The sequence below is a fragment of the Candidatus Magnetaquicoccus inordinatus genome (assembly GCF_004217665.1).
Lineage (GTDB): Bacteria > Pseudomonadota > Magnetococcia > Magnetococcales > Magnetaquicoccaceae > Magnetaquicoccus > Magnetaquicoccus inordinatus.
The window spans coordinates 1-12250 of sequence record NZ_RXIU01000108.1 but is presented as its reverse complement, the minus strand read 5'-3'; the positions used below and the strand labels follow the sequence as shown (position 1 = coordinate 12250).

The 12250-nt window shown below is 53.8% G+C and carries 11 protein-coding genes; 6 read left to right on the top strand and 5 right to left on the bottom strand.

Annotated features, from left to right (window positions below; genetic code table 11):
- Nucleotides 1-60 precede the first annotated feature (60 nt).
- From EJP87_RS09310 to EJP87_RS09300, 3 genes are read left to right on the top strand one after another with little or no spacing between them, the layout of a single operon-like run.
- Nucleotides 61-1071: a uracil-DNA glycosylase gene (locus tag EJP87_RS09310; RefSeq protein ID WP_130471593.1), complete on the top strand. Its 1011-nt coding sequence runs from the start codon at nt 61-63 to the stop codon at nt 1069-1071.
- Nucleotides 1072-1073: 2 nt separating this feature from the next.
- Nucleotides 1074-2414, top strand: coding sequence for a HAMP domain-containing protein (locus tag EJP87_RS09305; RefSeq protein WP_130471592.1), 1341 nt, complete (start codon nt 1074-1076; stop codon nt 2412-2414).
- Nucleotides 2414-3955, top strand: a complete 1542-nt coding sequence (locus EJP87_RS09300; protein WP_130471591.1) for a mechanosensitive ion channel domain-containing protein — start codon at nt 2414-2416, stop codon at nt 3953-3955. Before EJP87_RS09305 ends, EJP87_RS09300 begins: the two co-directional genes overlap by 1 nt.
- Before the next feature lie 31 nt (nt 3956-3986).
- Here the strand turns inward: EJP87_RS09300 and EJP87_RS09295 are convergent, their stop codons facing one another.
- On the bottom strand, nt 3987-4901 hold the full coding sequence (locus EJP87_RS09295; RefSeq protein WP_130471594.1) for an SPFH domain-containing protein: 915 nt from the start codon (nt 4899-4901) through the stop codon (nt 3987-3989).
- A gap of 528 nt (nt 4902-5429) precedes the next feature.
- Between EJP87_RS09295 and EJP87_RS09290 the strand changes: the two genes are divergently transcribed.
- Together EJP87_RS09290 and EJP87_RS09285 are read left to right on the top strand one after the other, a co-directional pair.
- Complete coding sequence (locus EJP87_RS09290; protein WP_153188669.1) at nt 5430-6179, top strand: bacteriohemerythrin; 750 nt, start codon at nt 5430-5432, stop codon at nt 6177-6179.
- Between the two features lie 227 nt (nt 6180-6406).
- The gene (locus EJP87_RS09285; RefSeq protein ID WP_130471589.1) at nt 6407-6943 is read left to right on the top strand and encodes a hypothetical protein; all 537 of its coding nucleotides are present in this window, start codon (nt 6407-6409) and stop codon (nt 6941-6943) included.
- 54 nt (nt 6944-6997) lie between these two features.
- On the opposite strand, the gene EJP87_RS09280 is transcribed toward EJP87_RS09285, so the two are convergent.
- The 4 genes from EJP87_RS09280 to EJP87_RS09265 all read right to left on the bottom strand — a co-directional run bounded on the left by EJP87_RS09280 (nt 6998) and on the right by EJP87_RS09265 (nt 11744).
- Entirely contained in the window at nt 6998-7381 is a 384-nt protein-coding gene (locus EJP87_RS09280) for a DUF423 domain-containing protein (RefSeq protein ID WP_130471588.1), read from the bottom strand.
- Between the two features lie 21 nt (nt 7382-7402).
- On the bottom strand, nt 7403-8476 hold the full coding sequence (locus tag EJP87_RS09275) for an alkene reductase (protein WP_130471587.1): 1074 nt from the start codon (nt 8474-8476) through the stop codon (nt 7403-7405).
- A gap of 671 nt (nt 8477-9147) precedes the next feature.
- Nucleotides 9148-9363, bottom strand: a complete 216-nt coding sequence (locus tag EJP87_RS09270) for a YheU family protein (protein ID WP_193771262.1) — start codon at nt 9361-9363, stop codon at nt 9148-9150.
- 92 nt (nt 9364-9455) lie between these two features.
- The gene (locus EJP87_RS09265) at nt 9456-11744 is read right to left on the bottom strand and encodes a CRISPR-associated endonuclease Cas3'' (protein ID WP_130471585.1); all 2289 of its coding nucleotides are present in this window, start codon (nt 11742-11744) and stop codon (nt 9456-9458) included.
- A 110-nt stretch (nt 11745-11854) separates the two neighbouring features.
- On the opposite strand from EJP87_RS09265, the gene EJP87_RS09260 reads away from it, so the two are divergent.
- The gene (locus tag EJP87_RS09260) at nt 11855-12082 is read left to right on the top strand and encodes a hypothetical protein (protein ID WP_130471584.1); all 228 of its coding nucleotides are present in this window, start codon (nt 11855-11857) and stop codon (nt 12080-12082) included.
- Nucleotides 12083-12250: the final 168 nt, after the last annotated feature.

The window sequence follows — 12250 nt, the reverse complement described above, 5'->3', positions numbered from 1 at the left end:
CTCTACAAACAGGCTTTGGGAATGGTGGAAAACAGTACAGTACAATAAAAATTATTTTCGATGAGTACGCTCCGTCGCCAACCCAGCCAGAATCAAGGCAACTCCTCGGCGTTCTGTCCGCCGCAGGGAGGGTTGGCTGCGGAGAGCGAACAGCAGGAATCGGTTCGCGAAGCAACCGGTTATGGGGAGGCGTGGCGCGCCACCTTGGCCTATTGGATCGAAAGTGGTCTGCTGTTTCGCTCTGGTGACAGCCTGGAGTTTCTCTCTCATCGCCAGCGTTTGCCTGCAACAGTCAACAGCTCAACGGCTCACAGCACATCTGTCAACAGCACTGCCGTCAACAACTCTGCAAGCAATGCCATGCCGCACGCTGTTTTTTCGCAAGCGGTTGCCGTTTCTCCCCAAGCTTCTTCAGCAGGAGCGCAATCGGCTCCCCTTCAGGCCAGTCATGAGCACGCCTTTCATCTTTCTGGTGCAGAGCGACAGTTGCCCATGCCAGAGGCGCCGCCGATCGAGCAACGTCCCCAACTGTTGCAACAGTTGGCAGAGGAGGTAGCGGCGTGCCAAAAGTGTCGGCTTTCCAGCACCCGCAGCCAGACTGTTTTTGGCGTAGGCTCAGCGCTGGCCGACATTGTTTTGGTCGGTGAAGCCCCTGGAGCGGAAGAGGATCAGCAAGGTGAACCCTTTGTCGGTGCTGCGGGCAAATTGTTGGAGCAGATGCTGAAGGCCATCGGACGCAAACGGGAGGAGATTTTTATCGCCAATGTGATCAAATGTCGTCCACCCGCCAATCGTGATCCGCAGGTGAGTGAAATTGCCCTCTGCCAAGACTATCTGTTTCGGCAATTGGAGATCATTCAACCGAAAGTGATCTTTTGTCTGGGTCGTTTTGCCATCCTCTGTCTGACCGGGCACAGCGGCACAGTCGGTTCGGCACGCGCACAATCCTATCACTGGCGTGGTATTCCGCTTATTGCCAGCTATCATCCCGCCTTTTATCTACGCGCTCCCAGCCGTCGTCGCGATGGCTGGCATGATCTGTTGCGTTTGCTCAAACTATTGGAACAATAACCATGCTCTCGCGGATGCGTATCAGCAGCAAATTGGCCTTTACCATCGCTTTTACGCTCTTTTTTTTCGTTGCAGTCACTACCGCCTATACTTTGGTTCTGCAACGCACTCTGAGCCAAAATCACTCTCTGCGCAGCCACGAAATCCGTGTTCAACATTTGGCCAGCGAAGTGGCCGTGCAGATGTTGCAGGCGCGTCGTCTGGAAAAAGATTTTCTCTTACGCAAAGATCTCAAACTGCTTGATCCTTTGCGTCAGGCGGTACAGAGGGCGATTCAGCACGCCCAGGAGATGATTCAATTGCGTCGTCCCGGAGAGGATGAGGCGGTTGCCGACAAGGCGCAACAGATTATCCAGGCCATGCACGGCTATCTGCAGGCTCTGCAAAGCCTGACCGATGGCTACCAACAGTTTGGTTTGCATGATGAAGAGGGGTTGCAAGCTCCCCTGCATCAGGCTTCTCGTGCCATGGGTAGATGGTTGCGCGCTCCCGAGGCGGGAGCAACACTGGTGCAGTTGTGGCAGAGTGAAAAGGGCTATTGGTTGGCCCGCGACAGCCAATCGGTTCAGGAGGTAGGGCAGGCACTCCAGCAGTTGCGCACCCTGTTGGGTCGTTTACCGGGCAAAACGCTCGGCAAAGAGGAAGAGAGTCTGCTCAACGATTATGAACGCCATTGGCAAGCGGTGGTGGCGCGCGAGCAACAAAATCATCTTTTGAACGAAAAGATGCGTCAGGCTATCCATAGTGTGGAGCCATTGATCGATGAGATTCGCCAGGTCAGCGAACAGGCAGCCCAGCAGCGCGCAGAGCATACCCAATCATTTGGGGAGCAGTCAGCGGTCTTTTTGTTGCTGTTTTCGTTGTTGACGGTGGCTATCTGTGCGCTGGTGTGTGCCATTATTCTCCACTCTATCTCCCGATCCTTGCAGACCTTGCAGCAGTTTGCCCAATCGGTCAGCGCCGGCCATTGGGATGCGTTGATTCCACTTGGGGGGTGCGATGAGTTGGGCGGTTTGGCCAATGCCATGCGTACTCTGGTCAACCAGGTGCGCGCAGTACGTCTGCTGTCGGATCGTTTGTTGCTGATTCTGCTCTTGATTGCTCGTGGCACTGTCCCCGCCAAAGTCGAATCCCCTGTTCCTGGGGAGTTTACTGCGGTGGCAGAGACGCTGAACGCGGTGGTCGATACCCTAACGGCTGTGCGGGATTTGGCGCAACAGTGGCAGGCTCTGGCCGAGGGGCAGCGGGTGGCGCCGTTGCCAGAGCATCTCTATCCCGGCGAGTTCAAGGCTTTGGCTCAGGCTTTCAATCGGCTGTTAAGCCGTCTGCCCCAGGGTGAGTGATGTCCAACCCCTTTTGGTTGTCCCTCTTGTTCAGTGCTTTGCTCTCCGGCCTGTTGGTTGTTACCGCCATTGCCATCCCCTTGCGTCGTTTGCGGCAGAGCAGCTCTCCCTGGGCCGAATTGTTCTCCTCCCTGGCTCTGCCTTTGAGCATGCTGTTATGGAGTGGACTCTGTCTGGGTCTGTTGTTGGCCTTTCCAGCAGCTTTTGGCATGTGGCAACCACAGGCCCATTATCGGGATGTCTGGTTGTTGTTTTGGGCCCTGTTGCTCTTGTTCAATCTCAGCGAGGGGATTGGTCGCCTCTATACCAGCCAACTGCGTCAGGAGCTGCCTGCCGGGCGCAGCCTGTTATGGCTGAGCGGGCGCATGCTGATAGTCGCAGCCTCGCTGTTGCTGGTGTTGCAGTTTGCCATGGATCTCAACGCCGCCCAACTGTTGACCTCGACCGCCTTGTTGGCCACCCTGGTGGGTATTGCTTTGCGCGATGTACTGGGTAACTTTTTTGCAGGTATTTCCATCAATGTGACCGGCACTGCCCAACCTGCACAGTGGATAGCGGTTGGCGATAAAGAGGGTGAGATTATTCAGCGCAACTGGCGGGAGACCCGTATTCGCAGCACCGGCGGGCATATCTATATTATTCCCAACAGCATGATTGCCCATAATCTGATCAACAACATGAGCTGGCATTCGCCTTTGCGTCGCCATCAGTTGGATTTTCCTCTGGATTATGCACTCTCACCCGCCATGGTTCTTGCGGCATTGCGGGAGGCAGCGCACAGTGTCGCCGAAGTGGATTGCAGTTATAAACAGCCCGATGCCATGGTAGCCAGTTGTCGTGAACAGTGCATCTATTATCGGCTGCGTTTTTGGAGTCGCACCTTTCACGATCGCAGCCGTATCGAGGGGTTGGTACAGGAGCGGGTCTGGTATGCTCTGCAGCGACAGGGTTTGTATATGGGCAGTGTGTTGACCGTGCAAGGGGCGGATGTGGCGAGCCTCTCCTCGTGGCAAAGTGTCAGGAGAGCTCCGGCAGTCGATCTCTATCAGTTGCTGCAGGAGAGTGGTTTTGTCACGCGCTATTTGTGTGCAGAGCAGGGGCAGTTGTTGCTTACCGAAGAGATGGTGCGGCAGTTTGCCGGGCTGTTGCGTTATCGACTGTTTGGACCGGGGGAAGAGCTGTTGCGTTTAGGAGAGCAGAGTCGTTCAGGATATATTCATCTGCGGGGGGAGTTGTTGGGACGTACAGAGCTGGCAGAGATGCAGGCAGGGGCAGGAGAGTTTCGGGTGGCGAGCGGCGATTGGGTAGGGGAGATCACCCTCTTTTCGGGCTTGCCGCGCACGGCGACAGTGCGCGCAGGGGCGGGGGATGTGGAGCTGTTGGAAGTCTCCCCAGCAGCCTTTGCCTTTCTGCTTTCCTGTCACTCAGAGGTGGCACGACTCTTTCAACAACGCTTGGCAGAGCGTTCAGCGCTCTTGTTGACGGAGTTGGCCACGGTAGAGATGCCTTTGGCAACTGCGGTTGAGCAGCAGAGAGTGTAAGGCTCTGTTTATTGTCAGGCTGTGTCGCTCTTTATTTGTTATGACCTCCTACGTTGCGGGTCAATTCACTGATTCCGCCCAATGCTCCCAGGATGCTTGAGGCATCGAGGGGGAGAAAGATCAGCTTTTGATTTTTTGCGCTGGCCAGTTTTCCCAGAGCTTCGACATATTGTTGGGCAACAAAATAGTTGACGGCCTGAATATCTCCTTCGGCGATGGCTTGGGAGACCATGCGGGTGGCTTGCGCTTCGGCTTCGGCACGCCGTTCTCTGCCCTCTGCTTCGCGGAATGCAGCTTCGCGATTGGCTTCAGCAGCCAGGATAATCGCCTGTTTTTTGCCTTCGGCGCGGAGAATTTCCGCCTGTCTGACCCCTTCTGCTTCGAGGATGGCCGCCCGTTTGTTGCGTTCGGTTTTCATTTGTCGCGCCATGGCCTCGACCATATCTTTAGGCGGGGTAATATCTTTAATTTCGATACGGGCCACTTTGACTCCCCAGGGATGGGTTGCTTCATCGACCACGCGCAGCAGGCGGGCATTGATCTCATCGCGTTTGGAGAGCAGTTCATCCATATCCATGCTACCCATCACGGTACGAATATTGGTGGTAATCAGGTTATGGATGGCGAGATGGAGATGGCTGACGGCATAGGCGGCTTTAGCGGCATCGAGTACCTGGAAAAAGATCACACCATCGACGCGCACCATGGCATTATCGCGGGTGATGATCTCTTGAGAGGGGACATCCAGCAACTGTTCCATCATATTCATTTTGCTGCCAACACGATCAAAAACTGGGATGATCAGGTTGAATCCTGGGGTGAGGGTACGGATATAGCGTCCCCAGCGCTCCAGGGTATATTCGCGCCCTTGGGGGACAATACGCACACTCAGGAGAATCAAGAGCAGAAGCAGGGCAAGGATAATAATGTGCAATTCGTGCACCATGATCACCATGAGCGCTCTCCGCAGTGCAAGCAGGGTAAAAGAGGGGGTGTAGTGGCAAGACAATCGTGTCCAAATGAACTTTTAGAAGATCATGCTACCAAAGGGATGTCAAGAAATATGTGCGGCAAGGAATGGTCGCTCGGCTAGGGGAATCTCCAGGGCAATCGCATTTGCCAATTTCCTCACTGTTGCCACAAGCGAAACTGTGCATGTCGGGCGTCCGCCCTCCCAAAGAGTGCCCCTGCGGGGCACAAATCGGTGCGGCGTGCGCGAATGCTTCGCATTCGCTTCTGTAGAAACGCCGCACATTATCAGCAGGGCTTTGCCCTGCTCCCACCAGGAGGAGATAATCTCCTCCTGGACCTCCGTAATAATTTTCTGGTTTGCAAATGCGATTACCCTGGGGGAATCTCTGCTTGCACATTTTGCGTAACGCTTGCATAGTACGATTATGTCAATTTTCAGCAGTGAGAAGAGGGTACAGGTGCTATAAAATTGTGCCAGCAAGAGGGTGCGAGCAGATGTGCGGTGGGTGAGGTGAAGGGAGCGTTTGTGTATTATGGAGCGAGTGGGTTTCCCAGCTTGGGGGTGAAGGGAATGGAATATTTTCATTGGCAGCACTATTTCACAACTGGCATTGGCTTGGTAGATGAGCAGCACCATCATTTAGTAAATATATTGAATCATTTAGGTGAGATGGTACAGCGGCAGGGGGAGCGTGAAGAGGATATAGAATATCTTTTTTCAGCGCTTGCAGCCTATGCGGTGTATCATTTTCGTGAAGAAGAGGAGTTGATGCAGGAGAGGCAGATAGATTATCGGCATTTTCAGGAGCATAGTCGGCAGCATGCTCTTTTTTTGCAGGAGGTGACCTATTTGCGGCAAGACGGCACGAGGGGGATAAGAGAGGCTGCGACGATATTGCTGACTTTTTTGAGCAAGTGGCTTGTCTATCATATTCTGGGGACCGATCAGGTGATGGCCAAGCAGGTCAATTTATTAGCGATAGGCTATTCTGCGGAGCAGGCTTTTTTTGCAGCGTCGGAGAGTCGTGATCCGGCCACATCGGCCTTGTTGGAGGCTTTGAATGGCCTGTTTCAGCAGTTGTCAGAGCGCAATCGCGAGTTGTACGAGCTCAACCAGAGGTTGGCGCAATTATTAGACAAGCGCACACAGGAGCTTTCCGAGGCCAATATGCGCTTGGAGGAGGGGGTGATGGATGTTCTGCCCAATAATCCACAGCCAGCGACACCATGGTATACCGAGCAGGAGGAGTGAGCGGGAAGAGCAGCACAAGTGACAGAGGAGAGGAGGGGGGGTGCCTGTTTGCCCACAATTTGGCTTGCTGCTGTGGCAAGCGGATACTGTGTGCGCAGATTTTCGAGATTGCTTGCGTTTCTATATGGTACCGATGGATTTTTGGGCAGCAAATGATAGTGATGGAAATGATAACTGAATCCGGTTTTAGGAGTGGCAAAAGTAGTGGATAAGCTGCTGAAGGCAACATGGTAACCAGTGGATCTGGTATTTGGTCGGGAGCCAATCATGCTGATTTTTTTATCAGTGTGGTATTGGTGGTATTGATCGGCCGGATCAAACATTTGCACTGCCGCAGTTTGTGGTCGGCGGCATTGGTCAATTTTGTGGGTGTGGTGTTCCATGAACTTGCCCATTATGTGATTGCCCTCATATTGGGTGGACAACCTAAACGCTTCTCGGTTTGGCCAAAGCGCACAGCAGAGGGGTTTCTCTTCGGCCAGGTTGTTTGTGCCCGCATCAACGCCTTTAACGCCCTGCCCATTGGGATAGCACCATTGTCGTTGCTTCCGCTGGCATGGTTGATTCACCGAAAATTCTATCTGTATCTGCAACCCACGCCTTGGAATTATGCCGTCTATCTTTTTTTAATGGTGGTGGTTATAGAGAACGCCTTGCCGTCATCTGCTGATTGGAGATTGGTGCGACAGTTTCCTGTTGGTCTGTTTGGATGGATAGCGGTGCTGACTTCGGGCGTGTTGGCTTGGCAGAGGCATCTGCTGTAGTTTGGCAATGTGGTCGTACAGCGTGGCTGGCGAACCAGCCACGGCATCAAGATTTTATGAGCGCACGGGGCGTGCTGACCATGCCAACAGCAGCCAGCCGGCCAAAAAGCAAAGTCCGCCGATCGGTGTGATGGCTCCCAGAATGCCCATTGCAGTCAGTGCGATGGCATAAAGGGAGCCCGAAAAAATCACTGTGCCAGCCAGCAATAGCCAGCCTGCCCAGACTGCCCGTCGTGGATGAGGGGCGCGTTCTGCCACCAATCCTGCCAGGACCAATCCCATCCCATGAAGCAGATGATAATAGGCGCCGGTACGCCAAGTCTCCATGGCTGCCTCGGACAACAGGGGCATCAAGGCATGTTTGCCAAAAGCGCCCAATGCCACAGCCAAACAGGCGTTGACACTGCCCAGAAAGATGAATCGGGCGTATGCAGGCATGGCGGTTACAGCTCCTGTCGTTCAGGCCGACAGTGTCGGATAATCGGTGTATCCTGTTGCTCCAGAGGAATAAAATGTTGCGGGATCGGCTTGATTCAACGCTGCTCCCGCCCGAAAACGGGCTGGCAAATCGGGATTGGCCAGGAAGGGTACGCCGAAGGCGACTGCGTCCAGTGCTCCCTGTGCAATGGCCTCTGCAGCCTCCTCGGCGGAATAGCCCATGTTTCCGATGAGCACACCCCGGTAGTGGGTACGGATCGGGGTCATGATGTCACCAGTTTGTTGTTGGAACATGTCGCGCCGCATGACGTGCAGGTAGGCCAACGGATAGTCGTTGAGACGTTTGGCAAGCCATGTTGCCAAGCCGATGGGATCACTGTCGCGCATGCTGTTGAAGCTGTTAAGCGGCGAAATCCGTACACCTACCCGACCATTGCCCCACACTTGACTGACGGCTTCGACCACCTCCAGCAAAAGTCTTGCCCGGTTGGCAACAGGGCCGCTATATGGGCCGGAAGGTCGTTGGTTGGCACCATCGCGCAGGAATTGATCCAGGAGGTAGCCATTGGCAGCATGTACCTCGACGCCATCAAAGCCAGCCGACAGGGCATGAGTGGCGGCCAGTTTGAAGCCGGCGACAATTTGTGGCAGCTCCTCATCTGCCAGCACACGCGGTACGACATAGGCTTTTTTGCCCTCAGGGGTGTGCACTTCGTCGTTGCTGATGGCGATAGGGCTGGCTCCCACAGGTTGGTGACCATTGTTCAGAAGAGGATGACAGGCCCGGCCGCCATGCCAGAGTTGCAGGAAAATACGGCCACCGGCCGCATGTACCGCTTGGGTGGTTTTTTTCCATCCCAACACCTGCTCTTCCGAATAGATGCCCGGTTCATTCCAGAAAGCGGAATGGCCCTCCATCACCATTGTGGCTTCGGCAATGATTAGTCCTGCACTGGCGCGTTGGGCATAATGTTCGGCGATTAACGCACCTGGAATATGTCCTGCTTCCGCTCGGCACCGGGTCAGGGGGGCCATCAAAATGCGATTGGGCAATGTCAGTGCGCCCAAAGAAAGCGGATCAAACAAGGCGGGCATGCTATTTCTCCAAAAAGGTTGGTATATGCTGAGTGCAGAAAAAACAGCTCTCGGCATGTTGGTCAAGGTCAATCCGCACACGCCAGGCTGTGAGGCTCTTGCAATCCATTGGATGGTTGCTCCTGTCAGCCAGAATGAGTAGTTTCGATCATACGCTCTTTCAGAGTGTGAGCACACTCAGAACAGTTTTTGTCGGCTTGTCCCACGCGGTTTATATGGCCGGATGGAGCTTCAGGCGTGGCAGGGAGATTATCCAACCCTGATTTTCAATAAAATATGTGCTGATTTTCCCTGTTGATTTGATGGCTCGCAAGGGTTTTTCTTGGTCTGCAAAAAAATTATTTTTAACATCATTGTATTGCGCATATCGGTGTATTGCGCATATCGGTAAGGAGTGTTGATCATCAGATTTCGTAACTATTCAGATTCGTGCTGGCTCGCCAGCTCTACCCCCATGGGGATGCTGTGCGCATTGGCGCAAAAAAGCGCGCCCATCCGCACAGCTTGCTTCCATTAGGCGCGCCGCGCCGACGCAAAAAGCGCGTCGGCTTGTTGTAAAAGGCGCGCCAAAGGCAAAAGATTAAAAACAAAATCCCAGGGATTCCATCCCTGGACCCGGCCAGGGAGGTGCCCTCCCTGGACCCGCAGTTGTTTTGGGTGGTGAACAGTTATCAGATTTCCACCTTTTCAAACAGCCCACAGGACTGCGTCTGTGGATCAAAGCGGATTTCGATCAGGCCCCTGCTGATCATCGTTTTGATCTGTGCCACCTTGGTTGCAACCGGTTCCTCGGCAGACCAATCCTCCGGCATCTGCACGGTGATAAAATCCTCGATGACCGATTGCAGGGCCGCAGGGCTCAAACGATCGGCAGGCACCACAATCATATCTATTGCTCCTTGTTGGTTGACTATTCTGCCAGGCTCTCCAGAGCGTGTTTCATGCCTCTGCGCCTTGCCCATGAGTATGCTCGTAACGATTATTCACAAGCTTCCTGTTCCTCTTCTGGCAAGCGCAAGCCGGTTAACGAACAATAGTATAATTCCGGTTGCAACAATACATTAAATCGTTCATGAACCGTGGTAACGGCCAACAGGTTGGTGAGTGTTTGATATTCCTGTGCGTTGATAGTGACGATATAAGGTTGCAGGCGACGACTGGCGGTATGAAGCAGTGAGGCTTCTGGTTTGTTGAGACGTTGCAAAAGATCCAATTCGTGCCGGGCAGTTGCGTCAAAGGCAACAATGATCGGGATCTGTGGGCTGTCTGTCATTTGAAACAGGGCGGCGGCAGTGCGAAAATGAAACAGAAAAGGCTCTTTGGTGCTTCCCAACTGAAAACAGGAACGGATATTTTTTTGATCCCAGCCATTGCCATGGCTGCCCCCTTGTTGCCAATAGTGGAGACGAAAATAGTGCTCAAGGGCTGCCAAGGAGAGCGGGTTTTCTTGGTAGGAGGGCAGTTGCATGATTTCCCAGGCATGATCTGCAGCCTGTTTGAGAGCGCCTTCGTTTGCAAAATGGCTCTCCTGGGGCAGAAAAATCAGCGTTTCTCCCCGTTCAACCATGCTTCCTTCCCGATTGCAGCGGCCAGCCGCTTGGGCAATGCTGTCCAATCCCGCTAATGCTCGGTAGACAACAGGAAAATCCAAATCGACTCCTGCCTCGACTAGAGTGGTGGAGACCACCCGACAAGAGCGCCCTGTCTGCAATCGCTCTTTGATGGCTGTCAATACCGCCAGGCGGTGCTGCGCAACCATTGAGGCGCTGAGATGAAAAATTTCTTCTCTATCCGCAGTGAGCGTTTGCAAAGTGCCAAAGAGCTCTCGGGCATGATGACGGCTGTTGACGATGGCAAGAACCTGGGAAAGCGCAGCCATGCGTTGTGCCGTCTCCAGTAGAGAAAGCGTTCCACACTGCCTGACCTGTACCCGTTGCAGTGCCTGATGCAGTGCCACCGGGTCGGGAATAATCTCGCGCACCTCTTTCAAGCCAATGGAAAACTCCTGGCTGTGCTGCAGAGCCGCTTGGGTTGCCGTACAGAGAACCACCGTGCAACCATACCGGCTCACCAACTCCTTGAGGAGGGCCAAAGCAGGTTGCAAAAGGGCGATTGGCAGAGCGTGTGCCTCGTCCAACACGATGACAGAACGAGCGATATGATGCAGTTTGCGGCAGCGACCAGGACGGGCGGCAAAAAAACTTTCAAAAAATTGCAGATTGGTGGTGACAATGAGGGGTGCTTGCCAGTTTTCTGCGGCCAGGCGGTTGCGCATTGTTTCGGGATCATCTGGATCCAGATGCGCATGTTGCTCCAAGAGGATTCCTTCGCCCAAGGGGTTGAAAAGAGTGCGGTATATTTGGGCGTTTTGTTCTATAATGCTGGTAAAAGGGATGGCTGAAATCACTCGTTGCATGCCATGGATCTGTGCATGATGCAGGGCAAAACGCAATACGGAGAGAGTTTTTCCTCCTCCCGTCGGTACAGTCAGAGAAAAAAATCCAGGGGGTAAATCGGCTGCTTGCCGACAGAAAGAGGCTATGTTCTGGCGCTGGCGATTCACCTCTCCTTCGCTTTGGGCAAAACGTTCTGCCAGGTAGCGCTCCAGATGGCCAACCAGTTGTGCCATTGACGGGAGAGGGGGATGGCGTTGACTGGTGCGTTGCGGATCCAAAAATGCCTCGGTCGCCAAAAGATCGGCATCGGTTAAGCAGGAAAAGAGCATGCGCAGCAAAAATGCGATGGCAAAGGGATCAGGTGGCAAGGTCATTTGTCTGGTCACCTGCTGCAGACGATCGCCTACCAAAAGCTCGGCTGGTGTGTTGGCCTGCCAGGGAGTTGTTTTTTTGTGTAAGCGTTTTTTTAAGGTGCCCTCACTGTCGCCATGCCAGTCGGGCAGGCCAGTATGGTGACCTGCAATGGCAAAAGCCAGCAGAGTGCCAAAAAAGGGAATGGTGCTGGCAGAGTGTTGGGCACCGGCGCTGGAGTGGTCAATGCGCCCCTGTTTTTCCAGGTTGTGCGGATCGCCCACGGCATGCAGATAGTGTTGAAAATGCGCAGAGGCTTTGCCCAGATCATGCCATAGGCCGAGCATGCGTGCTGCTTCCCGGGCAACCAACTGCAGGGAGGAGTGCTGGGCAGGAATCATCGATTCTGCAAAGCGTGCGGCTAAATGGGCAACCTGTAAAGCATGACTGCTGGTTCCATCGAACAGTGGTTCAGCACGATTATTGAGAGGATCAAAATGAGCATGGAGGATAACAGACATGTAGTGATGCTTTCGGTTATTAGTATCAGGGGTCAAAATGGAAAATAATCCGAAAAAAGGATCCTAGTTTATAATCTAACGCGCTTTGTGCAAGGAGAAAATCACCTCGGATGAGTAGATCTCGTCGTAAACATTCTCTTCGTGGCAGCACACATGCAGATTCGGAGAAGCAAGATAAGCGTTTGGCCAATCGGCGGACCCGTCGTCGCAATCGGATACGGGTGGCGCAAGGGGAGGAGCCGGTACATCGTCATCTGACCGCCAATGTCTGGTTGATGGACAAGGATGGCAAGATCTATTTTGATCGCCGCACACATCCGCGACTTATGCGGAAGTAGGGAGAAGCTTGTGAAACATGGTTGCAAGCAGGCTCCTGCAAGGCGCAGGCGACGCAGCGATGGAGATGTCAAGCAGAGAGCGGGCAGCAACCAGGGCAATCGCATTTGCCAATTTCCTCACTGTTGCCACCAGCAAAACGGTGTATGTCGGGCGTCCGCCCTCCCAAA